This window comes from Massilia sp. Leaf139 (genome assembly GCF_001424165.1).
Classification (GTDB): Bacteria; Pseudomonadota; Gammaproteobacteria; order Burkholderiales; family Burkholderiaceae_D; genus Telluria.
Genome location: NZ_LMOJ01000023.1, coordinates 67,834 through 93,213, shown reverse-complemented (window position 1 = coordinate 93,213; position 25,380 = coordinate 67,834). Strand labels below are relative to the sequence as shown.

The window sequence follows — 25,380 nt, the reverse complement described above, 5'->3', positions numbered from 1 at the left end:
GTGTAAAGAACCAATCTGTGTAATATTTGCCAAGTAGTCCCGCGGCAGTATGTATTCACGCACTGGAGACACGATGACCGACGTCATTCTTGAAACAAAGAACTTGACCAAAGAGTTCAAGGGTTTTACCGCAGTAAATGAGGTCAATCTGCGCGTCCAGCGCGGTCACATCCACGCTTTGATTGGCCCGAACGGCGCCGGCAAGACCACCTGCTTTAATTTGCTCACCAAATTCCTGGTGCCGACTTCGGGCCAGATCCTGTTCAACGGGCGCGACATCACCCGCGACAAGCCGGCGCAGATTGCGCGCCAGGGCATCATCCGCTCCTTCCAGATTTCCGCCGTGTTCCCGCATCTGACCGTGCTGCAGAACGTGCGCATCGGTTTGCAGCGCGAGCTCGGCACCAGTTTTCATTTCTGGCGCAGCGAACATTCCCTGTCGGCGCTGGACGCGCGCGCCATGGCGCTGCTCGACGAAGTCGACCTGGGCAGCTTCGCCGACACCGTCACCGCCGACCTGCCCTACGGCCGCAAGCGCGCGCTCGAGATCGCCACGACCCTGGCGATGGAGCCGGAACTGATGCTGCTCGACGAACCGACGCAAGGCATGGGGCACGAGGACGTGCACCGGGTGACGGCCCTGATCAAAAAAGTGTCACAAGGACGAACGATCCTGATGGTCGAACACAATATGAACGTGGTTTCCGGCATTTGCGACCGCATTTCCGTACTCCAGCGCGGCGCCATGCTGGCTGAAGGCAATTACGCCGAAGTGTCGAAAAACCCGCAAGTCATGCAGGCCTACATGGGCACCGCCGACGGCGAACTCGAAGCGGGGCACGCATGAGCGGGCAACGAAATGCGGCCGCCCTCGAAATCACCGACCTGCAGGCCTGGTACGGCGAGTCGCACATCCTGCACGGCATCAGCCTGGCGGTGCAGCCGGGCGAAGTCGTGACCCTGCTCGGACGCAACGGCGCCGGCCGCACCACCACACTGCGCGCCATCATGGGCCTGACCGGACGCCGCACCGGCTCGATCCGCATCAATGGCGTCGAGGCAGTCGGCCTGCCGACCCACCGCATCGCCCACCTCGGCGTCGGCTATTGTCCGGAAGAGCGCGGCATCTTCTCCTCGCTCTCGACCGAGGAGAACCTGCTGCTGCCGCCCGCGCTGAAAGCGGGCGGCACGGCGATGTCGATCGACGAGATCTACGAGATGTTCCCGAATCTGAAGGAGCGCCGCCACAGCCAGGGCACGCGCCTGTCGGGCGGCGAACAGCAGATGCTGGCGGTGGCGCGCATCCTGCGCACCGGCGCCCGGCTGCTGCTGCTCGACGAGATTTCCGAAGGCCTGGCGCCGGTCATCGTGCAGGGCCTGGCCCGCATGATCACCATGCTCAAGGCCAAGGGCTACACGATCGTCATGGTCGAGCAGAACTTCCGCTTCGCCGCGCCCCTGGCCGACCGTTTCCACGTCGTCGAACACGGGCAGATCGTCGAAACCATCGCCGCGCGCGACCTCGAAGCGCGCATGCCCGTCCTTACCGAGCTACTCGGCGTATAAACAGCACCTGCACAGCACCATCAACCACAAGAACGGAGACAAGATGAAACGCACCGCCCTCGCCCTCGCCGCCAGCGCCGCACTGGTTGGTTTGACCGCCCCCGTCCATGCCCAGATCAGCGACGACACCATTAAAATCGGCTTGCTGACCGACCTGTCCGGCGTGTATTCCGACATCGACGGCAACGGTGGCGCCGAAGCCGTGCGCATGGCGATCGCCGACATGGGCGGCGCCGTCAACGGCAAGAAAGTCACCTTCGTCGTGGCCGACCACCAGAACAAGCCGGACATCGCCGCCTCCAAGGCGCGCGAATGGTTCGACCAGCAGGGTCTCGACATGCTGATCGGCGGCACCAACTCGGGCGCCAACCTGGCCATGGCCAAGGTCGCGGCCGAAAAGAAGAAAGTCTTCATTTCGATCGGCGCCGGCACCGCCCAGCTGACCAACGAACAGTGCTCGCCCTACACCGTCCACTACGCCTACGACACCGTGGCGCTGGCACGCGGCACCGGTTCGGCCGTGATCAAGCAGGGCGGCAAGAGCTGGTACTTCCTGACGGCCGACTACGCCTTCGGCCAGTCGCTGGAAAAGGACACCACCGACGTCCTGAAGGCCAATGGCGGCCAGGTGCTGGGCAGCGTCAAGCATCCGCTGTCGGCCTCGGACTTCTCGTCCTTCCTGCTGCAGGCGCAGTCGTCCAAGGCGCAGGTGCTGGGCCTGGCCAATGCCGGCGGCGACACCATCAACTCGATCAAGGCGGCCAAGGAATTCGGCATCACCCCGGGCATGAAGGTCGCCGGCCTGCTGGTCTTCATCAACGACGTCCACACCCTGGGCCTGGACGCCACCCAGGGCATGTACCTGACCGACGGCTGGTACTGGGACATGAACGCCGACACCCGTGCCTGGTCGAAGCGTTATTTCGCCAAGATGAAGAAGGAACCGTCGATGCTGCAGGCGGCCGACTACTCGGCCACGACCCAGTACCTGAACGCGGTCAAGGCGATCGGCACCGACGATTCGACCAAGATCATGGCCAAGCTGAAAGCGACCAAGATCAACGACATGTTCACCAAGAACGGCGTGATCCGCGAAGACGGCCGCATGGTGCACGACATGTACCTGATGCAGGTGAAGTCGAAGGCCGAGTCGAAGTATCCATGGGATTACTACAAGCTGGTCGCCACCATCCCGGGCGACCAGGCGTATACCAAGAAGGCCGAGACCAAGTGCGCGGCGTGGAAGTGATGTCGGTAATGTAATCGACGCGTGGACGGCGCAGCCCTCCACCCTACGTTAGGGTGGACGGGTCTCCCGTCCACGCGTTCAACAGTCGCGTGCCATGCGCGACCGTTTTACTGTCTGCCCTGTTACACCCTCTTGGCCGGTCTGGCCGCCTCGGCTGACCGCCATCCGACTTTTTGCTTTGGGTACCTATGGAAATTTTTGGCGTCCCCCTTCAAGCCATGATGAGCCAGCTGCTGCTGGGCTTGGTGAATGGTTCCTTCTACGCGATGCTCTCGCTCGGCCTGGCCGTCATTTTCGGCCTCCTGAACGTCATCAATTTTTCGCACGGTGCGCTGTACATGATGGGGGCTTTCATTGCCTACATCGGCGTCACAGAATATGAACTGAACTACTGGATGATGCTGGTGCTGGCGCCGCTCGTCGTGGGCGCCTTCGGCATCGCCGTCGAAAAGACGATGCTGCGCTGGCTGTACAAACTCGATCATCTATATGGCCTGCTGCTGACCTTCGGCATCACACTGCTGCTGGAGGGCGTGTTCCGCTCCTTCTTCGGCGTCTCCGGCCAGACCCTGAACGTGCCCGAGCAACTCCAGGGCGCGACCAACCTCGGCTTCATGATCCTGCCGAACTACCGCGCCTGGGTCGTCGCTTCCTCGCTGATCGTCTGCCTCGGCACCTGGTTCGTGATCGAAAAAACCCGATTGGGAGCCTACCTGCGCGCCGGCACCGAAAACCCGAAACTGGTCGAAGCCTTCGGCATCAACGTGCCGCGCATGGTGACGCTGACCTACGGCTTCGGCGTCGCCCTGGCCGGCCTGGCCGGCGTGCTGGCCGCACCGGTCATCAACGTCACCCCGCTGATGGGCTCGAACCTCATCATCGTCGTGTTCGCCGTCGTCGTGATCGGCGGCATGGGTTCGATCCTCGGCTCCATCATCACCGGCCTGCTGCTGGGGGTGATCGAAGGCCTGACCCGGGTTTTCTATCCGGAGGGGTCGGAAGTGGTGGTGTTCGTGGTCATGGTCATCGTGCTGCTGCTGCGCCCGGCCGGTCTGTTCGGTAAGGAGAAATAAGCGATGAACAAGAAAATCATGTACGCGCTGGCGCTCGCCATCGCCCTGGCCGCCCCCTTCTTTGGCTATCCGGTCTTCCTGATGAAGCTGCTGTGCTTCGCCCTGTTCGCTTGCGCCTTCAATCTGCTGATCGGCTTTACCGGGCTGCTTTCCTTCGGCCACGCCGCCTTCTTCGGCAGCGCCGGCTATGTCACCGGCCATCTGCTGACGACGGTCGGTTTGCCGACCGAATTCGGCATCCTGGCTGGCGTCGCCACCAGTGCCGTGCTCGGCCTTGTGATCGGCTCGCTCGCGATCCGGCGCCAGGGCATCTATTTTTCGATGATCACGCTGGCGCTGGCGCAGATGGTGTACTTCGCCGCCCTGCGCAGCCCATTTACGCATGGCGAAGACGGCCTCCAGGGCGTTCCACGTGGAAAACTGTTCGGCATCGTCGACCTCGGCAACGATTTCACCCTGTACTACGTCGTGCTGGCGATCGTCGTCGCCGGTTTCGCCCTGATCGTGCGCACCGTGCACTCGCCCTTCGGCCAGGTACTCAAAGCCATCAAGGAAAACGAGCCACGCGCGATCTCTCTGGGCTACGACGCCGACAAGTACAAGCTGCTGGCATTCGTGCTCTCCGCGGCCCTGACGGGCCTGGCAGGGGCCACCAAAACCCTGGTGCTCGGCTTTGAGACCCTGACCGATGTCCACTGGACGATGTCGGGCCTGGTGGTGCTGATGACCCTGGTGGGCGGCATGGGGACGATGGCCGGCCCGATCATCGGCGCCTTCATCATCGTCGCGCTGGAAAACAAGCTGGGCGAAGTCGGCAACTTCCTGGCCGAGAGCACCGGCATCCAATGGTTCTCGACCCTGGGCGAGTCGGTCGGCATGGTGACCGGCCTGATCTTCATCGTCTGCGTGCTGCTGTTCCGCCGTGGTATCGTCGGAGAAATCGGCGCCCTGTTCGAACGTATGGGAAAAAAGCCGGCGGCGCCGGCCGCACGCGTGCCGGTGACGGCTGATCGGGAAACCGCATAAAGGAAACGCCATGAAACAGGAGTCCCTGCACCTCACCGTGAACGGCCTGCACCTGCAGGTGCAAAGTGTGGGGCAGGGGCCCGCCGTCGTGCTGCTGCACGGCTTTCCCGATACCCATATCGTCTGGCGCAAGCAGATCGCGCCGCTGGTAGCGGCCGGCTACCGCGTGCTGGCACCCGACCTGCGCGGCTACGGCGGCAGCGACGCGCCGCTGGCGGTCGACGCCTACCGCCTGGAACACCTCTGCGCCGACGTGCTCGCCATGCTCGACCAGCTCGGCATCGCGCGGGCCCGCATCGTCGGCCACGACTGGGGCGCGGTCATCGGCTGGCTGCTATGCGATCAGGCGCCGGAGCGCATCGAACAGTTCGTCGCGCTCTCCGTCGGCCACCCGGCCGCCTTCGCCCATGCCGGGCTGATGCAGTACCTGCGCTCGAGCTACATGATGTGGTTCCTGGTGCCGGGATTGGCGGAGCGCGCGCTGATGGCGGGCGATTTTTATGTCATGCAACGTTTTACGACGGATCGTGCCCAGGTCGGCCACTGGAAGCGCAGCTTCCGCGGTGGGGGTCGGCTGACGGCGGCGCTGAATTATTACCGCGCGAATGTGCTGCGCGGGATCGTCTTCGGCGGCATGGGGGAACCGGTGCGGGTGCCGGTGCTGGGAGTCTGGAGCAGCCGCGACCCGGCGCTGGGCGAGACGCAGATGCGCGATTCCGCGCGCTATGTGGCGTACGATTTCCGCTACGAGCGCGTCGACGGCGCCGACCACTGGCTGCAGGTGACGGCGCCGGATCAGGTCAACGCCTTGTTGCTCGACTTTTTCGCACGGGCGCCGCAAGCGGCGGCACCCGCTTCTTCCTTTTGATTACAGCGCCGCTGCGTAGATCGCCCGTGCATCGGCTCGGGTAAGCTCGCGCGGGTTGTTGCCGAGCAGGCGCGTCTGCAGCATCGCGTCATCCGCCAGCCGGTCGAGGTCGCTCTCGGCAATCCCCATCTCCTGCAAGCGTGTCTCGATGCCGCTGCGCTCCGCAATTCCTTGCATCGCGGCAATCAAGGCTTCAGTGCGCGCTTCGGCGCTGCCGTTCACGTCCGGCACCACGATCTGTGCCAGTTCCGCATACAGCGGCGCCGCATGTGCGGCATTGAAACGCAGGACGTGCGGCAGCACCAGCGAATTCGACAGCCCGTGCGGCACATGGAAGATGCCGCCGATCGGATAGGCGAGGGCGTGCACCGCTGCCACCGGCGCGTTCGAGAAGGCCTGGCCGGCGAGGCAGGCACCCAGCAGCATGGCTTGGCGCGCGGCCAGGTTCGAACCGTCTTCCACTGCGACCAGGATGTTCCGTGACAGCAGGCGCAAGGCTTCGCGCGCCAGATTGTCCGACAACGGATTTTTCTTGTGCTTGCTCGTATAGGCTTCGATCGCGTGCACCATGGCGTCGATGCCGGTGGCGGCCGTCACCAGCGGCGGCAGGCCCAGGGTCAAGGTCGCGTCGAGCAGGGCCAGATCCGCATACAGCTGGGGAGCCACCACGCCCATCTTGGTGGTCTCGCCGGTGGTGACGATGGCGATGTTGGTGACTTCGGAACCGGTGCCGGCCGTGGTCGGGATCTGCAGCAGCGGCAGGCGTGTGCCCTTGACGTTGCCGATGCCGTAGATGGCGCTCAGGGGCTGCTCGCCGCCGGCCAGCACCGCGGCCAGTTTCGCCACATCCATCGAGCTGCCGCCGCCGAAGCCGATGACCAGATCGGCGCCCATGGTGCGCGCCGCGTCGACGGCGGCATGCACGACCGACTCGGGCGGATCGGCGACGACGTCGGCAAAGACGTCGACGTTGAAACCCTGCTGGAGCAGGCTGGCGCGGCCCGGCTCGAGTAGCCCGGTACGCAGGAAACCGGCATCGGTGACGATCAGTATGTTGCGGGCACTGGTGAAACGTTCGGCGACGAGCGGGCCGAGGCGGGCGGCGGCGCCCGGTTCCGAAACGATGCTGGCAACGGTGTTGAAGGCAAAGGCGGTCATGGGCATCCCGAGATAAAAGGTCGAACTAGCTTACACCAGAAATCCAGCCGTGGACGAGCAGGCTTACCTCTGCCTTGCCGTACAATTTCGCCTTTTGGTATTCCTTCGAAAGCAGTGGATGATCGACTTCGTATGGCTGGGCGGCGCAGCCTTTCTTGCCGGGCTGGTGGACGCCGTCGTCGGTGGCGGCGGCCTGATTCAGGTGCCGGCCATTTTTTCCTTTCTGCCGAAGGAAGCGCCGGCGACCCTGCTTGGCACGAATAAGCTGGCGAGCATTTGCGGCACCAGTGCAGCGGCCGTCAACTACGCGCGCCGGGTGCGCGTCGCCTGGAGCGCGGCGGCGCCTGCGGCCCTGGCCGCCTTTGCCCTCTCGTTTGTCGGCGCCTGGACGGTGACGCGGGTGCCGGGCGATTTCGTGCGCAGCCTGCTCCCCTTCATTTTGTTGGCGGTGGCAATCTACACGTTCCGCAAGAAAGACCTCGGCGCCGTGCATGCACCCGTGCACACTGGCATGGCCGAGCGCTGGTGGGCAGTTTGTATCGGTGCAGCGATCGGTTTTTATGACGGCTTCTTTGGGCCGGGTACGGGCAGCTTCTTGATCTTCCTGTTCGTGCGTTTCTTCGGGTTCGATTTTCTTAGCGCCTCGGCGGCGGCGAAGATCGTCAACGTCGCCTGCAATCTGTCGGCGCTGATGTGGTTCGGCTACAGCGGCCACCTGCTGTGGCAGCTCGGCATGCTGATGGCGGCATGCCAGATCGGCGGCTCGCTGCTCGGCACCCGGCTCGCCATCAAGCATGGCAGTGCGTTCGTGCGCAAACTGTTCTTGGTCGTCGTCTCCACCCTGATCGTCAAGACGGCATTCGATGCGGTCGTGCGGCTGGCGCAATAAATTGTTTCACGTGGAACGAAGCAGGACGGGGTGACCTGCAGGCTTTGCGTTGCCTATATTTTAGGCAGCTAGGTTAGATTGTTTCACGTGGAACAGTGCCCATGCCGCGCGTCCGTGTGTTCCACGTGAAACAAAATTCCCTCTGTTTTTCAGCGGCGCTGAGTTTGGAAACGCAAAAGCTCCTATAATCGCGCATTAGACTCCTCGCCTCACACCTCCATCATGCTATTTCCAACTGAATTTGACGTGATCGTCGTCGGCGGCGGACACGCCGGTACCGAAGCCGCGCTCGCGTCCGCACGCATGGGGCAGAAGACCCTGCTCCTCACCCATAACATCGAAACCCTGGGCCAGATGTCCTGCAATCCGTCGATTGGCGGCATCGGCAAAGGGCATCTGGTGAAAGAAGTGGACGCCCTGGGCGGCGCGATGGCGATCGCCACCGACGAAGCCGGCATCCAGTTCCGCATCCTGAACTCGTCGAAAGGCCCGGCCGTGCGCGCCACCCGGGCCCAGGCCGACCGCATCCTCTATAAAGCCGCGATCCGTTCGCGCCTGGAAAACCAGCCGAACCTGTGGCTATTCCAGCAAGCCGTCGATGACCTGATGGTCGAAGGCGACCGCGTGGTCGGCGCCGTCACCCAGATCGGCCTGCAGTTCCGCGCCCGCGCTGTGGTGCTGACGGCCGGCACTTTCCTGGACGGTAAGATCCACGTCGGCCTGCAAAACTACACGGCTGGCCGCGCCGGCGATCCGGCCGCGGTCTCGCTGTCGAGCCGCTTAAAAGAGCTGAAGCTGCCGCAGGGGCGTCTAAAAACCGGCACGCCGCCGCGCATCGACGGCCGCAGCATCGATTACTCGAAACTGGCGGAACAACCGGGCGACCTCGATCCGGTACCGGTGTTCTCGTACATGGGTAATGCCGCCATGCACCCCAGACAGGTGCCGTGCTGGGTTACGCACACGAATGCCCAGACCCACGACATCATCCGCAACGGTCTCGATCGCAGCCCGATGTACACCGGCGTGATCGAAGGCGTCGGCCCGCGTTATTGCCCCTCGATCGAGGACAAGATCCACCGCTTCGCTTCGAAGGAATCGCACCAGATCTTCCTCGAGCCGGAGGGTTTGACGACGCACGAAATCTATCCGAACGGGATCTCGACCAGCCTGCCCTTCGACGTGCAGCTGGCGCTGGTGCGCTCGATGGTCGGCATGGAAAACGCGTTTATTTTGCGTCCTGGCTACGCCATCGAATACGATTATTACGATCCGCGCGGCCTGAAAGCCTCGCTGGAAACCAAGGCGATTCGCGGCCTGTTCTTCGCCGGCCAGATCAACGGCACCACCGGTTACGAGGAAGCGGCGGCACAAGGCCTGCTCGCCGGCATGAACGCCGCCCTGCAGACCAAGGGGGAGGAGGCCTGGACGCCGGGCCGTTCCGAAGCCTATCTGGGTGTGCTGGTCGACGACCTCACGACCCAGGGCGTGGCCGAACCCTACCGCATGTTCACCAGCCGCGCTGAATACCGCCTGTCGCTGCGCGAAGACAATGCGGACATGCGCCTCACCGAAATGGGGCGCAAACTTGGCGTCGTCGGTGACGCGCAATGGGCGGCGTTCGAGACCAAACGCGAGTCGGTGGCGCGCGAACTGGAGCGCCTGCGCTCGACCTGGGTCAACCCGCGCATCCTGGCGGCAAGCGAGTCGGAGCGTGTCGTCGGCCAGGCGCTGGAACGCGAATACAATCTGGCGGATCTGCTGCGCCGCCCGGGTGTCGAGTACACGACCTTGATGACGATGACCGGCGTCGAAGGCCAGCCGTTGGCCGGCCCCGGCGTCGAGGATCCGGCGGTGAAGGAGCAAGTCGAAATCCAGCTGAAATACGCCGGCTATATCGACCGCCAGGCACGCGAAGTCGAGCGTCACGACCACTACGAAAACCTGAAACTGCCGGAGAACCTGGACTACCTGGACATCGCCGCGCTTTCCTTCGAAGTGCGCCAGAAGCTCGATAAACAGCGTCCGGAAACCCTGGGCCAGGCGTCGCGCATCTCCGGCGTGACGCCGGCGGCGATCTCCCTGCTGCTGGTGCACCTGAAGAAGCGCGGCGCCAAGGGATTTACGGTGACGCCGAGCACCAGCGAGGAGGCTGCACAGTGAGGGGATTCGACCGCGAAAAATTGAAGACGATCCTCAGCGACGGCATCGACGAAATGGATTTGCCCTTGTGGGCGGCCCAGCGCGAACAGCTGATGGATTACCTGGCGCTGATGGTCAAGTGGAACGGCGTCTATAACCTGACCTCCTTGCGCGACCCGCTGCAGATGGTGACCCACCATCTGCTTGATTCGCTGGCGGCAGTGCCTGCCTTTAAAGATGCGAAGAAGGTGCTGGACGTCGGGGCAGGGGGCGGATTGCCCGGCATCGTGCTGGCGATCGCGCGGCCCGACGTGCAAGTCTCCCTGATCGACACCGTGCACAAGAAAACCGCTTTCCTTACCCAAGTGAAGGCGGAGCTCGGCCTGGCGAATGTCAGCGTTTATACGATGAAGGTGCAGGAGTTACAGGCGGGCCCGTTCGACGTCATCACCTCGCGCGCTTTTGCCGACCTTTCGGATTTCGTCAACTGGTCGGGACACCTGCTGGCCGAGGGCGGGCAATTCATCGCCTTGAAAGGCACGGCGCCGCCGGAGGAGCAGGAAAGGCTCCCTAGCGAGTGGAAAGTGAAGGAATTGCGGCCTATCAAGGTGGCGAAACTGGAAGCGGAGCGGCACCTGGTATTCATCGAAAGAGCAGCGCAACTAAACTAACAATATAAATGGTTTATACCGTTTAAATAATATAAACCGAAGTAACGGTTTATTGAATATGAACGGTATGAATGAATTGTCGCGTCCGGAAAGAATAGATGGCAAAGATATTTTGTGTTGCAAACCAAAAGGGCGGCGTCGGCAAGACGACCACCAGCGTCAACCTGGCCGCCGGCCTGGCCAAGCTGGAACAGCGCGTGCTGCTGGTCGACCTCGACCCGCAGGGCAATGCCACCATGGGTGCCGGCATCAACAAGGCGACCTTGCAGGCGTCCACCTACCACGTGCTGCTGGGCGAAGCCGAAGTGAAGGAAGCGCGCCAGCGCTCGGAGGCGGGGCGCTTCGACGTGCTGCCCGCCAACCGCGAGCTGGCCGGCGCCGAAGTCGAGATGGTCGACCTCGCCCAGCGCGAGCGGCGCCTGAAGCACGCGCTGGCCGCGGTCGACGCCGACTACGATTTTATTCTGGTCGACTGCCCGCCGGCCCTGTCGATGCTGACTCTGAACGGTCTGTGCGCCGCGCACGGCGTGATCATTCCGATGCAGTGCGAGTACTACGCCCTGGAGGGTTTGTCGGATCTGGTCAACACCATCAAGAAGGTACACGCCAACCTGAACACGGATCTGAAAATCATCGGGCTGCTGCGGGTGATGTTCGACCCACGCATGACCCTGTCGCAGCAGGTCTCGGCCCAGCTCGAGCAGCATTTCGGCGGCAAGGTTTTTAAGACCATCATCCCGAGGAATGTCCGTCTGGCGGAAGCGCCGTCATATGGCGTGCCCGGCGTGACCTTCGATCCGTCTTCGAAGGGCGCCCAGGCATATATCGCCTTCGGGGCCGAAATGGTCGAACGCATCAAGACAATGTAACGCTAGAGAACAGATCCGGAGACTTATCCACAATGGCGACGAAAAAACTCAAGGGCCTCGGCCGCGGCCTGGACGCCTTATTAGGCGGCGACATGAACGAGGCGCCGGCGCAGGCGCCCTCGACGCTGGCCGTGTCCCAGCTGCAGGCCGGCAAATACCAGCCGCGTACGCGCATGGACGAGGGCGCGCTGAACGAGCTGGCCGCCTCCATCAAAACCCAGGGCATCATGCAGCCGGTGCTGGTGCGCCCCCTCGGTGGCGAAAACGGCGGCCGCTACGAGATCATCGCCGGCGAGCGCCGCTTCCGCGCGGCCCAGCTGGCCGGCCTGGACGAGATCCCGGTGCTGGTGCGCGAGGTCGACGACCAGGCCGCCGCCGCGATGGCCCTGATCGAGAACATCCAGCGCGAAGACCTCAATCCGCTGGAAGAAGCGCAGGGCATCGCGCGCCTGATCTCGGATTTCGATTTTACGCACGAGCAGGCGGCGACCGCCGTCGGCCGCTCGCGCAGCGCCGTATCGAACCTGCTGCGCTTGGTGAACCTGGCGCAACCGGTGCAGACCATGCTGATGGCGGGTGATATCGACATGGGGCATGCGCGCGCCCTGCTGTCGGTGGATAACGCCAGCCAGATCGCGCTCGCTAGTCACGTGGTGGCGAAACGCCTGTCGGTGCGCGAAACGGAAAAGCTGGTGGCGCGCGCGCTCGAAGAGCAGGCGACTTCCACTACCCAGCCGCGTCTGAAGGAAAAGTCGGGCGACATCGTCCGCCTAGAGGAAGAGCTGTCGGACAAGCTGGCAACGCCGGTCGTGTTCAAGATGGGGCCGAAGGGCAGGGGGCAGATGATCATCGACTTTGCCGACCTCGACATTCTTGAGGGTGTGCTGGCGCGGCTGCGCGCCTGAGCCGCGGACATTGAAAAACGCGCTTGTGGATAAACCTGTCGACAAGCGCGTGCATAAACCTGTACAGGGGTGTGGACACCCGGTAGACAGGCGGTGGACAGGCGGTGCATAAGCAAGCCATCGTGTGTCGCCGTCACAGGTGACGCACATGAACAGCCGCGGACACGGGTGTCCACCCTACGGGAGGGGGGATCATCGCTGGCTCGGCTGTGGATAAGCCTGTACACAAGTCTGTCGACATCGTGTGCGGAGCCGGTGTACAAGCAGGCGCATTCACATGAAGCCCACGCGCACCAGGCCAGTGCCTTCACTTCGGGCCGAACGGCAGAGGGGCCGGCGGCGCCCAAGCCCGCTTTCCGTTACCACATGACAACGCCACGCGCTACCGCAAAACTACGGTAACGCGGCCATGACGCGCACCCGTTTCTGCTTCCACATCTGTATTTCTTGTCGCGAACTACCGTGAAAACCCCCGTTTCGAGCAATATTTGTGTGACATTTCAGCCCTCCGTGGAACGGACGAGCACAACGGGAATCGTTTGACTCAGATGCATGAACGAACATATAATCCCGCTGATTCATGTAATTACCACACCGTAACTCGGTTCCAACGGCCAAGGCGAGAGAATAAAAATGTTGCGCCTGGTCTCCCTGCAATTGATCGCGACGGCAGTCGTCGGCGTCCTCGCCGCACTGTTGGGGGGATGGCCTGCGATGTTTTCGGCGGTACTCGGCGGAATCTGTTGTGTCGTGCCCAACGGCATCATGGCGGTGCGGCTGTTCGCCAGCGCGCAGAAGGCGGGTGGGGCGAACCCTGCAACGTTTTTCATCTGGGAATTTATAAAGATTGCACTGACGGTGGCCCTGTTGTGGTTGACCGCCTCGCTGTACCACGACCTGAACTGGCTGGCCTTGATGGCCGGGTTCGTCGTAGCGCTGAAAAGTTACATTATTTTATTATTTAGGCACTGAAAATGGCGACGACAACCGTAGAAGGCGCACACCACGCGCCCACCGCATCAGAGTACATCACCCACCACCTTGGCCACCTGTCGAACAAGCACCAAAGCTTCGTCGTCGACTTTTCCGTCATCAACCTCGACACCATCTTCTGGTCGGTGCTGATGGGCGTGGTCGGCTGCCTGCTGCTGTGGAAAGCGGCGCGCCGCGCCACTTCCGGCGTGCCGGGCCGTTTCCAGGCCGCCGTCGAGATCCTGGTCGAGATGGTCGAGAACCAGTCGAAGTCGATCGTCCATGGCGACCGCAGCTTCATCGCCCCGCTGGCGCTGACCGTGTTCGTCTGGGTCGCCCTGATGAACTCGCTGGACTTCCTGCCGGTGGACATGTTCTCGCAAGCCTTTGCCTACCTGGGCGTCGAGCACATCTTCCCGTACCACCGCGTGGTGCCGACCGCTGACCTGAACGGCAGCCTGGGTATCGCCATCGGTGTGTTCATCCTGATGATTTACTACAACCTGAAAATCAAGGGCATCGGCGGCTGGATCCACGAATTGTTCGCCGCACCGTTCGGCATCTGGATGGCGCCGTTCAACCTGCTCCTGAACATCATCGAATACGCAGCAAAAACCGTGTCGCTGGGCATGCGACTGTTCGGCAATATGTACGCCGGTGAGCTGTTGTTCCTGTTGATTGCTTTGCTCGGCTCCATGGCAACTGCGTTTGGCATTATCGGCCACGTGATTGCAGGTTCGATTTGGGCGATCTTCCACATCCTGATCGTGTTCCTGCAGGCATTCATCTTCATGATGCTGACGCTGGTGTATATCGGTCAGGCCCACGAAGGCCACTGATCGGCGCCACAAGCATCGAACAGAATTGTAGTAGTAACGAAGTAGTAGTTTTTAATCTAGTTTTTAAATTAACTTTTTGGAGTAATCATGACTGACCTTTCTTTTGTTGCACTGGCTTGCGGTTTGATCATCGGTCTGGGCGCTATCGGTGCATGTATCGGTATCGCTATCATGGGCGGTAAATACCTCGAAGCTTCTGCACGTCAGCCAGAACTGATGAACACCCTGCAGACCAAGATGTTCCTGCTGGCCGGTCTGATCGACGCGGCATTCCTGATCGGCGTCGGTATCGCCATGCTGTTCGTCTTCGCACGTCCATTCAGCTAATCCAAGCGAACTTTCGTTCTGAAGGGCCGAACCATCGCGGTTCGGCATCCGTTTTTGTGAGAAGGAAAATACCGTGAACCTCAACGCAACCCTGTTTGCCCAGGTCGTGGTCTTCTTCATTCTGGCGATGTTCACGATGAAGTTCGTGTGGCCACCGCTGATGAAAGCGCTCGACGAGCGCGCCGAGAAGATCGCCAATGGACTGGCCGCCGCCGACCGTGGCAAGGCCGACCTCGCCGCCGCCGAAAAGCGCGTGCAGGCCGAACTGGCCGGCGCCCGTGACGAAGGCCAGAAGCGCATCGCCGACGCCGAAAAGCGCGCGCAGATGATCATCGACGACGCCAAGAAGACCGCCGCCGAAGAAGCCGCCCGTATCGTTGCGAATGCCAAGGCCGACGCCGAGCAGCAAGTGACGCGCGTGCGCGAAGAACTGCGTGGACAAGTGGCTGCCCTGGCAGTGCAAGGCGCCGAGCAGATCCTCAAGCGTGAAGTGAACGCAGAAGCGCACGCCGCCCTGCTGTCGCAACTGTCGACCGAGCTGTAATCATGGCCGAACTCGCAACCGTCGCCCGTCCCTACGCCGAAGCGCTGTTCCGTGTTGCCCAACAGGGCGACATGGCAGCCTGGTCCGAACTGGTGTCGCAGCTGGCACAAGTCGGCGCCAACCCTGATGTGCAGGCGTTTGCCGCCAACCCGAAACTGACCTCCGCCGAGCTGGTCGCCACCCTGTCCTCGCTGGTGAAAGCACCAGTGACGCCGGAAGCGACCAACCTGCTGACGATGCTGGCCGAAAACGGCCGCATCACCCTGCTGCCGGAAATCGGCGCACAGTTCCAGGCGCTCAAGAATGCCCAGCTCGGCGCCGCCGATGCGGACATCGCCAGCGCCTTTGCCCTGAGCGATGCCCAGCTGGCAGAACTGGTCGGCGTGCTGGAAAAGAAATTTGGCCGCAAGCTCAACCCAACGGTCACCGTGGATCCGTCCCTGATCGGTGGTGTGCGCGTGCTGGTCGGCGATGAAGTGCTCGATACCTCGGTACGCGCCAAGCTGCAGCAGATGCACGCTGCGCTGACCGCTTAAGCGAACTTCGCACCCTTGCCGGCATCTCACGTCCTTGCCCTACGCATCAAGAAACTATTAGGAGTTAGCACTCATGCAACTTAATTCATCTGAAATCAGCGAACTGATCAAGAGCCGGATCCAGGGCCTCGAAGCGTCCGCTGACGTTCGCAATCAAGGCACGGTGATCTCCGTCGCCGACGGTATCTGCCGCATCCATGGTCTGTCGGACGTGATGCAGGGCGAGATGCTGGAATTCCCTGGCAATACCTTCGGCCTGGCGATGAACCTCGAGCGCGACTCGGTCGGTTCGGTCATCCTGGGTTCGTACGAGCACATCTCGGAAGGCGACACCGTCAAGACGACCGGCCGCATCCTGGAAGTGCCGATCGGTCCTGAACTGCGTGGCCGCGTGGTCAACGCCCTGGGTCAGCCGATCGACGGCAAGGGCCCGATCAACACGACGCTGACCGCTCCGATCGAAAAGATCGCGCCAGGCGTCATTGCCCGTGAATCCGTCTCGCAGCCTATGCAGACCGGCATCAAGTCGATTGACGCGATGGTGCCGATCGGCCGTGGCCAGCGCGAGCTGATCATTGGCGACCGCCAGACCGGCAAGTCGGCCGTCGCCGTCGACGCGATCATCAACCAGCGTGGCCAGAACGTCACCTGCGTGTATGTCGCGATCGGCCAGAAGGCATCGACGATCAAGAACATCGTGCGTTCCCTGGAACAGCACGGCGCCATGGACTACACGATCGTCGTCGCCGCTTCGGCGTCGGAATCGGCCGCCATGCAGTACATCTCGGCCTATTCGGGCTGCGCGATGGGCGAATACTTCCGCGACCGCGGTCAAGATGCGCTGATCGTCTATGATGACCTGTCGAAGCAGGCTGTCGCTTACCGCCAGATCTCGCTGCTGCTGCGCCGCCCACCAGGCCGCGAAGCGTATCCAGGCGACGTGTTCTACCTGCACAGCCGTCTGCTCGAGCGCGCAGCGCGCGTGAACGCCGACTACGTGTCGGCCTTCACCAACGGCGAAGTCACCGGTAAGACCGGTTCGCTGACCGCACTGCCGATCATCGAAACCCAAGCGGGCGACGTCTCGGCCTTCGTGCCGACCAACGTGATTTCGATTACCGACGGCCAGATCTTCCTGGAGACCTCGCTGTTCAACGCCGGTATCCGTCCTGCGATCAACGCCGGTATTTCCGTGTCGCGCGTCGGCGGCGCTGCCCAGACCAAGGTCATCAAAAACCTGTCGGGCGGTATCCGTACCGACCTGGCGCAGTACCGTGAACTGGCTGCGTTCGCGCAGTTCGCATCGGATCTGGACGAATCGACCCGCAAGCAGCTGGACCGTGGCGCGCGCGTGACCGAGCTGCTCAAGCAGCCGCAGTACTCGCCGCTGCCGATCTCGCTGATGGCCGCATCGCTGTTCGCCGTCAACAAGGGCTACTTCGACGATATCGAAGTCAAGCAAGTGCTGGCCTTCGAGAATGGCCTGCACGGCTACCTGAAGACCAAGCAGGCTGCGCTCCTGTCGAAGATCGAAGAAACCAAGCAACTGGACAAGGACAGCGAAGCAGCACTCGCCGCCGCCATTGCTGATTTCAAAAAATCCGGCGCATTTTAATGAATGAAAGATCCGGCGCCGCAGCGGAACGCGGCGCCGGTGACCGGAAGGAGTAAGGACTCATGGCAGTAGGCAAAGAGATTCGTGGCAAGATCAAGAGCGTAGAGAATACGAAGAAGATCACCAAGGCGATGGAAATGGTCGCCGCATCGAAAATGCGCAAGGCGCAGGATCGCATGCGCGCCGCCCGTCCCTACAGTGAAAAGGTTCGGAACATCACCGCCAATCTGGCCGGCGCAAACCCGGAGTACACCCACGTGTTCATGGCGCAAGCCAAGCACGTGCAGGCGAAAGCTGTCGGCTTCATCGTCGTCACGACCGATAAAGGTCTGTGCGGCGGCATGAACACCAACATCCTGCGCCAGGTGACGCTCAAGACGAAGGAACTGGAAGCGGCGGGCAACCGCGTCGAGGCGGTTGCCATCGGCAACAAGGGCCTGGGCTTCCTGAACCGCGTCGGCGTCAAGCTGGTATCGCATGCAACGCAGATCGGCGACACCCCGCACCTGGAAAAGCTGATCGGCCCGATCAAGGTCATGCTCGACGCATACCAGGACGGCCAGCTGGACGCGGTTTACCTGTGCTACACCAAGTTCATCAACACGATGAAGCAGGAACCGGTCGTCGAGCAGCTGCTCCCGTTGCCGGCGAAGCACCTGGAAGCGGACAAGGGTTCGATCTCGTGGGATTACATCTACGAACCGGAAGCGCAAGTCGTCATCGACGAACTGCTGGTGCGTTATGTCGAGGCCCTGGTGTACCAGGCCGTCGCGGAAAACCTGGCGTCCGAGCAGTCGGCGCGCATGGTCGCGATGAAGGCGGCAAGCGACAACGCAGGTAGCGTCATCGGCGAACTGAAGCTGGTCTATAACAAGACCCGCCAGGCAGCGATTACCAAAGAACTCTCCGAGATCGTCGCCGGCGCGGCCGCGGTCTAAAACACGAATTTAACTATATCTGAAGGAACGAACATGGCTGATGGCAAAATCGTTCAGTGTATCGGCGCGGTGGTTGACGTGGAATTCCCACGCAATGCAATGCCGAAAGTTTTCGACGCACTGAAAATGGAAGGCTCCGCACTGACCCTGGAAGTGCAGCAGCAGCTGGGTGACGGCATCGTCCGTACCATTGCACTGGGCAGCTCGGAAGGCCTGCGTCGCGGCATGACCATCCAGAACACCGGCAACCCGATCATGGTTCCAGTTGGCGTCGCCACCCTGGGCCGCATCATGGACGTGCTGGGCAACCCGATCGACGAATGCGGTCCGGTCAGCAACGAGCGCATGGCGTCGATCCACCGCTCGGCACCTGTCTACGACGAACTGTCGCCATCGCAAGACCTGCTGGAAACCGGCATCAAGGTCATCGACCTGGTGTGCCCGTTCGCCAAGGGCGGTAAAGTCGGCCTGTTCGGCGGCGCCGGCGTCGGCAAGACCGTCAACATGATGGAACTGATCAACAACATCGCAAAAGCGCACTCGGGTCTGTCCGTGTTCGCCGGCGTCGGTGAGCGTACCCGCGAAGGCAACGACTTCTACCACGAGATGGCGGACGCCAAGGTCGTCGACCTGGAAAATCCGGAAAACTCGAAGGTCGCGATGGTTTATGGTCAGATGAACGAACCACCAGGCAACCGTCTGCGCGTCGCGCTGACCGGCCTGACGATGGCCGAAGCCTTCCGTGACGAAGGCAAGGACGTTCTGTTCTTCGTCGACAACATCTACCGCTACACCCTGGCCGGTACCGAAGTCTCGGCACTGCTGGGCCGTATGCCGTCGGCGGTGGGCTACCAGCCAACCCTGGCCGAAGAGATGGGCCGTCTGCAAGAGCGCATCACCTCGACCAAGACCGGCTCGATCACCTCGATCCAGGCCGTCTACGTCCCTGCGGATGACTTGACCGACCCGTCGCCAGCGACCACCTTCGCCCACCTGGATTCGACCGTCGTTCTGTCGCGTGACATCGCCTCGCTGGGTATCTACCCTGCGGTCGACCCGCTCGACTCGACCTCGCGCCAGCTCGATCCGCTCGTCGTCGGCCAGGAACACTACGAGACGGCGCGCGCCGTCCAGGGTACCCTGCAGCGCTACAAGGAACTGCGCGACATCATCGCGATTCTGGGCATGGACGAACTGGCACCGGAAGACAAGCTGGTCGTGGCACGCGCACGTAAGATGCAGCGTTTCCTGTCGCAGCCATTCCACGTCGCTGAAGTCTTCACCGGCGCGCCAGGCAAGTACGTTTCGCTGAAAGACACGATCAAGGGCTTCAAGATGATCGCATCGGGCGAACTGGACCACATGCCGGAACAGGCGTTCTACATGGTCGGCACCATCGAAGAAGCGATCGAAAAAGCCAAGAAACTGGCTGCCTAAGTCGGCTCTTCAACTGAAGGACACACATGGCAAACACAATTCACGTTGACGTGGTCTCGGCCGAAGCGCAGATTTTTTCTGGCGAAGCCGTATTCGTCGCGTTGCCGGGTGAAGCAGGCGAGCTGGGTATCTACCCGAAGCACACCCCGCTGATCACGCGCATCCGCCCGGGTGCGGTACGCATCGAGAAGGCCGACGGTGGTGAAGAGTTCGTCTTCGTCGCCGGCGGTATCCTTGAAGTGCAGCCGAACGGCGTGACGGTACTGGCCGACACCGCAATCCGCGGTGGCGACCTGGACGAGGCAAAAGCGACCGCGGCCAAGCAGCTAGCCGAAGAGCTGATGCAATCGCAGGACGCCCAGATCGACTACGCGAAAGCGCAAGCCGAACTGGCCTCGGCCATTGCCCAGCTGGCAGCGATCCAGAGACTGCGTTCGCGCGGCCGGTAATCGACCGAGCGCGGCGCAGCAACAAGAAAGGCAGAGCGAACGCTCTGCCTTTTTTTATGTCCGGATTCCATCGCCGTGGCGCGCGCCGCGGCGCAGGGAGTCGCCGGTCTAGTGCATCGCCTTGTACAGCATGCCGCCCAGTTTATACCCCATGTCGAGCGCCGCGCTTCCCAGTGCAATGACGGCGGTGGTGGCAATCACCGCAGGGTGACCGCCTGAAATGTGGGTGATCTCGTGTTCGTCCAATTCGACCATGGCCATGGTAGCGGCCGGCTGTAACTGCATTATCGTATTCATTTGATTTCCTTTTATTTTGTGGGCAAAGCATCGATGGTGCTGCGTCCCGCCTATTTCTGCTTCTTCTTGTCCGATTCATCCATCCAACCCGCCGCTGCGCCGATCGCGATCAGCACGACGACGACGATCACGACGGCCGCTGCTGCCGGGCCACCACCAGAGACCTCATCAATTTCGCAAATAGTCAGCTCTTGCATTTTGAAATTCCTTTAGTCGAATAAGCATCAGTGCAGCATGCGATAACAGAGCGCGCCCAGCTGTTTACCAAAATCCAGCGCCTGATTCATCGTAAAAAGGCAGACAATCGAGACGAGGACAACTTGGAAATAGGAAGGGATAGAATTCGCTAAACCATGTATTTCCTGAATAAAAGTGCTCATGCGGACTTCGATCCGTTAGATTGAATATCCGCCGCTTATTTAGTGTTGAAATGAACAGATACGGCGCATGCAAAGCGGCGGGCCAGACATCACACGCAGCGCTGCCGTTTCCTAAAACAAACCTTTTCGGACATGCGGCGGCCTACGCGGTAGCCAGACAAGTACGCTCGTCTGGCTACAAGTCGAGAATATTGGATTAATAAAAATTTAACTTGGCGAGTGTCAACTGACTTATGACAGCAGCGCGGGCAAGGATCTGAAACAGCGGGCTTCGATTCATTCCGCAAGCTTATGCGGTTTTATGTTTTCTCTTCAGCAATCGTTAAGCGACCGAAAATGCTTTAAAGAATGAGTCAAGCCGGCCGAGTCTTCGCCAGCCGAATGTCACTGGGCAAGCCGCGCCGCGACCTGCTCCCTGAAATATCCGCTCTGGACAAAGCGGTATAAATTCGCGCCTGGACACACGGTCTTGTCCGAATGGTCGCGGTGGCTGGCGATGCGCTCGACCGGGACACCGTGTTGCTTCGCCAGCATGGCCATCACGTCGACCACGGCATCCAGCTGGGCCTGGTTCGGCTCCACCTCCTCGAAATTGCCTACCACCTCGATCAAGGCGTGGCCGCGCGGGTCGTACTCGGTATTCGTGTCGCCCGCATAGGCGATGTCGCGCCCGGCATAGGTGCGTCCCTCGAGATCGATGATGTAGTGGTAGGGGATGTCGAGCCAGCCCTTCGTATTGCGCGACCAGTTCTGCAGATTGCGCAGGTACTGGCGCGGATCCGTGCCGGCTTTGAAGGGTTCGCCCTGGTGGTGCAGGGTGATATGGGTAATCGTGTGGCGCCGCGCCCGCGCCGGGTCGGCCGGGGTGCCGCCCCAGTCGGCGACGGGGACGATCGTGGGCGCAGTAGCGTTCGGTTGTATGGCGCAGCCGGCGGCGGCCAGCGCAAAGAGGAGGGGAACGACGAGGCGCGCGGCGTGCAGGGTTTTCATGGATGAGTCCGGAAGGTCGAAGCCGCCATCTTTCCACAGCTCCGCCCCCTCGTGCAAACCGAACCGGAACGCAGGCGCGTGCAGGCGGCGCGATGCAAACCTGTTAAGCTAGCGAAGACCGGAACACACCCATAAAAACCATGAGAACGATCGCCCAAATCCTCGAGGACAGCAAGACCATCGCCATCGTCGGCCTGTCGAACAAACCCGAGCGCGCCAGCTTCGGCGTCGCCGAATACCTGCAAGGGCAGGGTTATCGGATCCTGCCCGTGAATCCCGCCTATGCCGGCGACGAGATCCTGGGCGAGCGCGTCTACGCCAGCGTGCAGGAAGCGGCCGACGCGCTCGCTCCCAGCGGCCAGCGCATCGACATCGTCGACTGCTTCCGCAAGTCGGAAGACATCCCGCCGCTGGCGCGCGACGCCATCGCCGTACGCGCCGGCTGCCTGTGGATGCAGCTCGAGATCGAAAACCAGGCCGCCGCCGACCTGGCACGCGCCGCCGGCCTCGATGTCGTCATGAACCACTGCCTGAAAATCGAGCACCGCAAGCTCAAGGCCTGAACACTACTGGATCCATCATGCTGAAAACTGTCCTGAGCTTTTCCCTGTTCGCAGCCGCCGCCTCGGTGAGCGCGCAACCGACCGGCGTCGTGCCGCACCGTCCGCAAGTGGCCGCCAGCCCGGCCCCCGCAGCTTGCCCGGCCCTTTTAAAGCAAAGTTTCAAGCGCCTGCAAGACGAAGCGCCCCAGGATCTGTGCCAGTACGCCGGCAAGGTGTTGCTGGTGGTGAACACGGCCAGCTACTGCGGCTACACCAAGCAGTACGAGGGGCTGGAAAAGCTGTACGCCAAATACGCTGCGCGCGGCCTGGTGATCCTCGGCTTCCCGTCCAACGATTTCAAGCAGGAGGCGGCCAGCACCAAGGAGATCGCCGACCTTTGCTACAACACCTACGGCGTGAAATTCCCAATGTTCGCGCCGACCGCCGTCAGCGGCGACAAGGCCAATCCGCTGCACGCGGCGCTGGCGCAGCAGACCGGCAAGGAACCGAAATGGAATTTCACCAAATACCTGATCGGGCGCGACGGTAAAGTGATCGAGCACTTCCCGAGCAAGGTGGCGCCGGAAGATCCGCAGCTGGTCGCCCGGGTCGAAGCCGCGCTGGGCACCTGAGCCGGCTTATTCGCTGCGTGCCTCGCCCCCCGCGTCGGCATGGCGGCGCTCGAGCAGCGCCAGCAGCGGCCCGCGCAGCGCGTTGCATACGACGACGCCTTCCGCGCGCTGCAGCATCTCGCGCGTGATCACGCGCTCGGCCGCATTCCAGGCCGGCGCGGCCAGCATCACGGCGCGCGTCACCCCTGGCAGCAGGCCGCAGGATAGCGGCGGCGTGTACCAACGCCCGTCCAGGCGCACGAACACGTTCGTCCGTCCCCCTTCCGTCAACTCGTCGCGCTCGTTGAAGAACAGGGCATCGAAGGCGCCCTGCGCCTCGGCCGCGCGCCAGGCGGCATCGTAGCGGCCGCGGATCGAACTTTTATGGCGCAGGAAGACATCGTGCGAGTCGGTCGGGGTGTCGGCCAGGATCACGCGCACCGGTTCGACCAGGGGCGCCAGCGGCGCGCTCGTCACCGTCAGTGCGCCGTCGGCGGCCAGCGCCAGGCGCAGGCGATATACCCCGCCTTCCGGCGGCAGGCTGAGGCAGGCATCGAGCACCTGCGTGTGCGCGGCCGTCTCGTCGAAAGGCAGCCCGAAATACGCGGCCGACGCCTTTATCCGCGCCAGGTGCAGATCCAGGTAGCGCGGCCCGTCTTGCCACGAGGCCTTGATGGTCTCGAACAGCGCGAAATCATTCGGCAGCCCGGTCAGAAAACGCGCTTTCAACTGGCACTCGGCGTATTCGGCCTGCGGGTCGCTGTCATACACGATGCCGGCGCCGACGCCGAGTTCTCCGCGGCGCAGGCCCTCGCCCGGCGCCAGGGCCAGCGTACGGATCGGCACCGATAAACAAAAGTCGCCGATCGCGCGGCCGGCGCCGGGCGGGTCGAACCAGCCGATCGCGCCCGTGTACAGGCCGCGCGCATCCGGTTCGAGTTCGTCGATGATCTCCATCGTCCTGCGCTTGGGCGCGCCCGTGATCGAGCCGCAGGGGTACAAGGCGATAAAGACCTCGGCCAGGGTGGCGTCGCTGCGCAGGCGCGCCTGCACGGTCGAGGTCATCTGCAGCACGGCGCCGAAGCGCGTCACCTCGAACAGCTTCGGTACCGCCACGCTGCCGGTCTGGGCGACGCGCCCCAGGTCGTTGCGCAGCAGGTCGACGATCATGAGGTTTTCGGCGCGGTTTTTCGGGTCGGCCGCCAGCGCCGCGGCGCGCTCCAGGTTGATCGCCTCGTCCTCGCCCGCCGGCGCCGTGCCCTTCATCGGGCGTGCCAGCAGCGTGTCTCCCGTGTGGCGCACGAACAGCTCCGGAGAAAAGGAGAGCACCGCGCCGCCGTCCGGCAGGCCGATCAGGGCGCCATACGGCACCGGCTGGCGCGCGCGCAGGCGGCTGTACAGTGCGTAGATGGAGCCGAAGGCGTCGAAGCGCAAACGATAAGTGTAGTTGACCTGATAGGTGTCGCCGGCGGCGATGTAGTCGCGGATGCGCCTGATGGCCGCGACGAAGCGCGCTTCGTCGACGTTGGCGCTGATGCCGGCGACGCCGGCCGGGCTTTCTCCGGCGCCACCACCAGCACGCGTGGCGATCCAGCCCTGCGCCTCGGCTGCCGTCAGCAGCTCGCAGCGTTCGAACAGCAGCACCTGCGCCAGCGGCCCGGCAACGGGCTTGGCCGGGATGCCGAGCAGGTGCGCGCCCAGTTCATAGGTCAGCAGGGGAACGGCGTACAGGCCGCGTGCCAGCGCCGCCTGCAGCTCGGCCAGCAGGTGGGGCCAGCCGGCGGCATCAACGCAGAAAAGGGTGCCGGCGTGGCCCGTGTACAGGCGCGAGCGGGCCTGCGCATGACCTTCCGCGCTCGCATCGTCGAGCAGTGCAAAGACGGTATGCATGGTCTCAGGCCGCCAGCAGGAGCGACAACTGTACGCCGCTCCCGTCGTGCGGCTGCTGCTTGAAACCGCTTTTCGCGTAGCGGTGCCAGCGCCCGGTGACATAGCTCACCAGCAGGCTGGCGCGCGCGGCGACGTCGTCCTCGATACCGTGGCCCTGGCTCGCGGCCAGGCGCAGGGCGCCCTTGCAGGCCAGTTCGACGCGGTCGTAAAACCCGTTCATGCGCGTTTGCAGGCGCTCGTCCTCGCCAACCAGGGCGTCGCCGATCAGCACCCGCGTCATGCCGGGATTGTTCGCGGCAAAGGACAGCAGCATCTGCAGCATCGCATGCAGCTGGTCGACGCCGCGTTCTTCCTTCTCGGTGATCTGGTTGATGACGCCGAACACGCTGGCCTCGATGAAATCGATCAGGCCCTCGAACATCTGCGCCTTGCTGGCGAAGTGGCGGTACAGGGCCGCTTCCGACACCGACAGGCGCGCTGCCAGCGCGGCGGTGGTGATTTTCTCGCCCTTGGGCTGCTCGAGCATGGCCGCCAGGGCCTGGAGGATTTGCAGTTTACGCTGGCCTGGCTTGGTGCTTGCCATGGGATCCCGACAGA

At 62.5% G+C, this 25,380-nt stretch carries 29 protein-coding genes; 22 read left to right on the top strand and 7 right to left on the bottom strand.

Annotation, left to right across the window (positions count from 1 at the left end; all coding sequences use genetic code 11):
* Positions 1 to 73: 73 nt before the first annotated feature.
* The 6 genes from ASF77_RS14570 to ASF77_RS14545 all read left to right on the top strand — a co-directional run bounded on the left by ASF77_RS14570 (position 74) and on the right by ASF77_RS14545 (position 5,782).
* Positions 74 to 847 carry an ABC transporter ATP-binding protein gene (locus ASF77_RS14570; RefSeq protein WP_056340748.1) on the top strand — a complete coding sequence of 258 codons (774 nt, stop codon included), beginning with the start codon at positions 74 to 76 and terminating at the stop codon, positions 845 to 847.
* On the top strand, positions 844 to 1,566 hold the full coding sequence (locus tag ASF77_RS14565; protein WP_056340746.1) for an ABC transporter ATP-binding protein: 723 nt from the start codon (positions 844 to 846) through the stop codon (positions 1,564 to 1,566). Before ASF77_RS14570 ends, ASF77_RS14565 begins: the two co-directional genes overlap by 4 nt.
* Before the next feature lie 43 nt (positions 1,567 to 1,609).
* A complete protein-coding gene (locus ASF77_RS14560; RefSeq protein WP_056340743.1) occupies positions 1,610 to 2,815 on the top strand; it encodes an ABC transporter substrate-binding protein in 1,206 nt (401 codons plus the stop codon).
* 188 nt (positions 2,816 to 3,003) lie between these two features.
* Positions 3,004 to 3,888, top strand: coding sequence for a branched-chain amino acid ABC transporter permease (locus ASF77_RS14555; RefSeq protein ID WP_056340740.1), 885 nt, complete (start codon positions 3,004 to 3,006; stop codon positions 3,886 to 3,888).
* 3 nt (positions 3,889 to 3,891) lie between these two features.
* Complete coding sequence (locus tag ASF77_RS14550) at positions 3,892 to 4,914, top strand: branched-chain amino acid ABC transporter permease (RefSeq protein ID WP_056340737.1); 1,023 nt, start codon at positions 3,892 to 3,894, stop codon at positions 4,912 to 4,914.
* A gap of 10 nt (positions 4,915 to 4,924) precedes the next feature.
* Complete coding sequence (locus ASF77_RS14545; RefSeq protein WP_056340733.1) at positions 4,925 to 5,782, top strand: alpha/beta fold hydrolase; 858 nt, start codon at positions 4,925 to 4,927, stop codon at positions 5,780 to 5,782.
* Here the strand turns inward: ASF77_RS14545 and ASF77_RS14540 are convergent, their stop codons facing one another.
* On the bottom strand, positions 5,783 to 6,940 hold the full coding sequence (locus ASF77_RS14540; protein ID WP_056340730.1) for an iron-containing alcohol dehydrogenase: 1,158 nt from the start codon (positions 6,938 to 6,940) through the stop codon (positions 5,783 to 5,785).
* 118 nt (positions 6,941 to 7,058) lie between these two features.
* Between ASF77_RS14540 and ASF77_RS14535 the strand changes: the two genes are divergently transcribed.
* The 14 genes from ASF77_RS14535 (at position 7,059) to ASF77_RS14470 (ending at position 20,073) form a co-directional block, all read left to right on the top strand.
* Entirely contained in the window at positions 7,059 to 7,829 is a 771-nt protein-coding gene (locus ASF77_RS14535; protein ID WP_056340727.1) for a TSUP family transporter, read from the top strand.
* Positions 7,830 to 8,051: 222 nt separating this feature from the next.
* Positions 8,052 to 9,992 carry a tRNA uridine-5-carboxymethylaminomethyl(34) synthesis enzyme MnmG gene (mnmG, locus tag ASF77_RS14530; RefSeq protein ID WP_056340724.1) on the top strand — a complete coding sequence of 647 codons (1,941 nt, stop codon included), beginning with the start codon at positions 8,052 to 8,054 and terminating at the stop codon, positions 9,990 to 9,992.
* The gene (rsmG, locus tag ASF77_RS14525; RefSeq protein WP_056340721.1) at positions 9,989 to 10,642 is read left to right on the top strand and encodes a 16S rRNA (guanine(527)-N(7))-methyltransferase RsmG; all 654 of its coding nucleotides are present in this window, start codon (positions 9,989 to 9,991) and stop codon (positions 10,640 to 10,642) included. Before mnmG ends, rsmG begins: the two co-directional genes overlap by 4 nt.
* Positions 10,643 to 10,740: 98 nt before the next feature.
* The gene (locus ASF77_RS14520; protein ID WP_056340719.1) at positions 10,741 to 11,511 is read left to right on the top strand and encodes a ParA family protein; all 771 of its coding nucleotides are present in this window, start codon (positions 10,741 to 10,743) and stop codon (positions 11,509 to 11,511) included.
* A gap of 32 nt (positions 11,512 to 11,543) precedes the next feature.
* Positions 11,544 to 12,416 (top strand): ParB/RepB/Spo0J family partition protein, encoded by an 873-nt coding sequence (locus tag ASF77_RS14515; protein ID WP_056340716.1) that lies wholly within the window; start codon positions 11,544 to 11,546, stop codon positions 12,414 to 12,416.
* Between the two features lie 633 nt (positions 12,417 to 13,049).
* Complete coding sequence (locus ASF77_RS14510) at positions 13,050 to 13,388, top strand: ATP synthase subunit I (RefSeq protein ID WP_056340713.1); 339 nt, start codon at positions 13,050 to 13,052, stop codon at positions 13,386 to 13,388.
* A gap of 2 nt (positions 13,389 to 13,390) precedes the next feature.
* Entirely contained in the window at positions 13,391 to 14,227 is an 837-nt protein-coding gene (gene atpB, locus ASF77_RS14505) for a F0F1 ATP synthase subunit A (RefSeq protein ID WP_056340710.1), read from the top strand.
* An 87-nt stretch (positions 14,228 to 14,314) separates the two neighbouring features.
* Complete coding sequence (atpE, locus tag ASF77_RS14500; RefSeq protein ID WP_056340707.1) at positions 14,315 to 14,554, top strand: F0F1 ATP synthase subunit C; 240 nt, start codon at positions 14,315 to 14,317, stop codon at positions 14,552 to 14,554.
* A gap of 73 nt (positions 14,555 to 14,627) precedes the next feature.
* Positions 14,628 to 15,098, top strand: a complete 471-nt coding sequence (locus ASF77_RS14495; RefSeq protein ID WP_056340704.1) for a F0F1 ATP synthase subunit B — start codon at positions 14,628 to 14,630, stop codon at positions 15,096 to 15,098.
* Positions 15,099 to 15,100: 2 nt separating this feature from the next.
* Positions 15,101 to 15,634 carry a F0F1 ATP synthase subunit delta gene (locus tag ASF77_RS14490; protein WP_056340701.1) on the top strand — a complete coding sequence of 178 codons (534 nt, stop codon included), beginning with the start codon at positions 15,101 to 15,103 and terminating at the stop codon, positions 15,632 to 15,634.
* A 73-nt stretch (positions 15,635 to 15,707) separates the two neighbouring features.
* A complete protein-coding gene (gene atpA, locus ASF77_RS14485; protein ID WP_056340698.1) occupies positions 15,708 to 17,249 on the top strand; it encodes a F0F1 ATP synthase subunit alpha in 1,542 nt (513 codons plus the stop codon).
* A gap of 62 nt (positions 17,250 to 17,311) precedes the next feature.
* A complete protein-coding gene (atpG, locus tag ASF77_RS14480) occupies positions 17,312 to 18,187 on the top strand; it encodes a F0F1 ATP synthase subunit gamma (RefSeq protein ID WP_056340695.1) in 876 nt (291 codons plus the stop codon).
* A 33-nt stretch (positions 18,188 to 18,220) separates the two neighbouring features.
* Complete coding sequence (gene atpD / locus ASF77_RS14475; protein ID WP_056340692.1) at positions 18,221 to 19,624, top strand: F0F1 ATP synthase subunit beta; 1,404 nt, start codon at positions 18,221 to 18,223, stop codon at positions 19,622 to 19,624.
* 26 nt (positions 19,625 to 19,650) lie between these two features.
* A complete protein-coding gene (locus ASF77_RS14470) occupies positions 19,651 to 20,073 on the top strand; it encodes a F0F1 ATP synthase subunit epsilon (RefSeq protein WP_056340689.1) in 423 nt (140 codons plus the stop codon).
* A 108-nt stretch (positions 20,074 to 20,181) separates the two neighbouring features.
* On the opposite strand, the gene ASF77_RS14465 is transcribed toward ASF77_RS14470, so the two are convergent.
* The 4 genes from ASF77_RS14465 to ASF77_RS14460 form a co-directional block, all read right to left on the bottom strand.
* The gene (locus tag ASF77_RS14465; protein ID WP_056340686.1) at positions 20,182 to 20,370 is read right to left on the bottom strand and encodes a hypothetical protein; all 189 of its coding nucleotides are present in this window, start codon (positions 20,368 to 20,370) and stop codon (positions 20,182 to 20,184) included.
* A gap of 50 nt (positions 20,371 to 20,420) precedes the next feature.
* A complete protein-coding gene (locus tag ASF77_RS24350) occupies positions 20,421 to 20,567 on the bottom strand; it encodes a hypothetical protein (protein ID WP_156648900.1) in 147 nt (48 codons plus the stop codon).
* A gap of 27 nt (positions 20,568 to 20,594) precedes the next feature.
* A complete protein-coding gene (locus tag ASF77_RS24345; RefSeq protein WP_156648899.1) occupies positions 20,595 to 20,750 on the bottom strand; it encodes a hypothetical protein in 156 nt (51 codons plus the stop codon).
* Positions 20,751 to 21,134: 384 nt separating this feature from the next.
* Complete coding sequence (locus ASF77_RS14460; RefSeq protein ID WP_056340683.1) at positions 21,135 to 21,740, bottom strand: peptidoglycan recognition family protein; 606 nt, start codon at positions 21,738 to 21,740, stop codon at positions 21,135 to 21,137.
* Positions 21,741 to 21,880: 140 nt separating this feature from the next.
* Between ASF77_RS14460 and ASF77_RS14455 the strand changes: the two genes are divergently transcribed.
* Together ASF77_RS14455 and ASF77_RS14450 are read left to right on the top strand one after the other, a co-directional pair.
* Complete coding sequence (locus tag ASF77_RS14455) at positions 21,881 to 22,303, top strand: CoA-binding protein (protein WP_056340680.1); 423 nt, start codon at positions 21,881 to 21,883, stop codon at positions 22,301 to 22,303.
* Positions 22,304 to 22,320: 17 nt separating this feature from the next.
* Positions 22,321 to 22,914: a glutathione peroxidase gene (locus tag ASF77_RS14450; RefSeq protein ID WP_056340678.1), complete on the top strand. Its 594-nt coding sequence runs from the start codon at positions 22,321 to 22,323 to the stop codon at positions 22,912 to 22,914.
* Positions 22,915 to 22,920: 6 nt separating this feature from the next.
* Here ASF77_RS14450 and pabB read toward each other — a convergent pair whose 3' ends face one another.
* Both pabB and slmA read right to left on the bottom strand, forming a co-directional pair.
* Positions 22,921 to 24,783 (bottom strand): aminodeoxychorismate synthase component I, encoded by a 1,863-nt coding sequence (gene pabB, locus ASF77_RS14445; RefSeq protein ID WP_056340676.1) that lies wholly within the window; start codon positions 24,781 to 24,783, stop codon positions 22,921 to 22,923.
* Positions 24,784 to 24,787: 4 nt separating this feature from the next.
* Positions 24,788 to 25,366, bottom strand: coding sequence for a nucleoid occlusion factor SlmA (gene slmA / locus ASF77_RS14440; protein ID WP_056340673.1), 579 nt, complete (start codon positions 25,364 to 25,366; stop codon positions 24,788 to 24,790).
* Positions 25,367 to 25,380 lie beyond the last annotated feature (14 nt).

Excerpts from the sequence above, each read along its gene's own strand:
- ASF77_RS14455 (WP_056340680.1), top strand. The coding sequence starts at position 21,881 with ATGAGAACGATCGCCCAAATCCTCGAGGACAGCAAGACCATCGCCATC.
- atpG (WP_056340695.1), top strand. The coding sequence starts at position 17,312 with ATGGCAGTAGGCAAAGAGATTCGTGGCAAGATCAAGAGCGTAGAGAAT.
- atpD (WP_056340692.1), top strand. The coding sequence starts at position 18,221 with ATGGCTGATGGCAAAATCGTTCAGTGTATCGGCGCGGTGGTTGACGTG.
- ASF77_RS24350 (WP_156648900.1), bottom strand. The coding sequence starts at position 20,567 with ATGCAAGAGCTGACTATTTGCGAAATTGATGAGGTCTCTGGTGGTGGC.
- ASF77_RS14540 (WP_056340730.1), bottom strand. The coding sequence starts at position 6,940 with ATGACCGCCTTTGCCTTCAACACCGTTGCCAGCATCGTTTCGGAACCG.
- ASF77_RS14490 (WP_056340701.1), top strand. The coding sequence starts at position 15,101 with ATGGCCGAACTCGCAACCGTCGCCCGTCCCTACGCCGAAGCGCTGTTC.
- ASF77_RS14550 (WP_056340737.1), top strand. The coding sequence starts at position 3,892 with ATGAACAAGAAAATCATGTACGCGCTGGCGCTCGCCATCGCCCTGGCC.
- ASF77_RS24345 (WP_156648899.1), bottom strand. The coding sequence starts at position 20,750 with ATGAGCACTTTTATTCAGGAAATACATGGTTTAGCGAATTCTATCCCT.
- ASF77_RS14560 (WP_056340743.1), top strand. The coding sequence starts at position 1,610 with ATGAAACGCACCGCCCTCGCCCTCGCCGCCAGCGCCGCACTGGTTGGT.
- ASF77_RS14450 (WP_056340678.1), top strand. The coding sequence starts at position 22,321 with ATGCTGAAAACTGTCCTGAGCTTTTCCCTGTTCGCAGCCGCCGCCTCG.
- ASF77_RS14460 (WP_056340683.1), bottom strand. The coding sequence starts at position 21,740 with ATGAAAACCCTGCACGCCGCGCGCCTCGTCGTTCCCCTCCTCTTTGCG.
- ASF77_RS14515 (WP_056340716.1), top strand. The coding sequence starts at position 11,544 with ATGGCGACGAAAAAACTCAAGGGCCTCGGCCGCGGCCTGGACGCCTTA.
- ASF77_RS14565 (WP_056340746.1), top strand. The coding sequence starts at position 844 with ATGAGCGGGCAACGAAATGCGGCCGCCCTCGAAATCACCGACCTGCAG.
- pabB (WP_056340676.1), bottom strand. The coding sequence starts at position 24,783 with ATGCATACCGTCTTTGCACTGCTCGACGATGCGAGCGCGGAAGGTCAT.
- slmA (WP_056340673.1), bottom strand. The coding sequence starts at position 25,366 with ATGGCAAGCACCAAGCCAGGCCAGCGTAAACTGCAAATCCTCCAGGCC.
- mnmG (WP_056340724.1), top strand. The coding sequence starts at position 8,052 with ATGCTATTTCCAACTGAATTTGACGTGATCGTCGTCGGCGGCGGACAC.
- ASF77_RS14555 (WP_056340740.1), top strand. The coding sequence starts at position 3,004 with ATGGAAATTTTTGGCGTCCCCCTTCAAGCCATGATGAGCCAGCTGCTG.
- ASF77_RS14465 (WP_056340686.1), bottom strand. The coding sequence starts at position 20,370 with ATGAATACGATAATGCAGTTACAGCCGGCCGCTACCATGGCCATGGTC.
- ASF77_RS14545 (WP_056340733.1), top strand. The coding sequence starts at position 4,925 with ATGAAACAGGAGTCCCTGCACCTCACCGTGAACGGCCTGCACCTGCAG.
- atpB (WP_056340710.1), top strand. The coding sequence starts at position 13,391 with ATGGCGACGACAACCGTAGAAGGCGCACACCACGCGCCCACCGCATCA.
- atpE (WP_056340707.1), top strand. The coding sequence starts at position 14,315 with ATGACTGACCTTTCTTTTGTTGCACTGGCTTGCGGTTTGATCATCGGT.
- atpA (WP_056340698.1), top strand. The coding sequence starts at position 15,708 with ATGCAACTTAATTCATCTGAAATCAGCGAACTGATCAAGAGCCGGATC.
- ASF77_RS14520 (WP_056340719.1), top strand. The coding sequence starts at position 10,741 with ATGGCAAAGATATTTTGTGTTGCAAACCAAAAGGGCGGCGTCGGCAAG.
- ASF77_RS14470 (WP_056340689.1), top strand. The coding sequence starts at position 19,651 with ATGGCAAACACAATTCACGTTGACGTGGTCTCGGCCGAAGCGCAGATT.
- ASF77_RS14535 (WP_056340727.1), top strand. The coding sequence starts at position 7,059 with ATGATCGACTTCGTATGGCTGGGCGGCGCAGCCTTTCTTGCCGGGCTG.
- ASF77_RS14570 (WP_056340748.1), top strand. The coding sequence starts at position 74 with ATGACCGACGTCATTCTTGAAACAAAGAACTTGACCAAAGAGTTCAAG.
- ASF77_RS14510 (WP_056340713.1), top strand. The coding sequence starts at position 13,050 with ATGTTGCGCCTGGTCTCCCTGCAATTGATCGCGACGGCAGTCGTCGGC.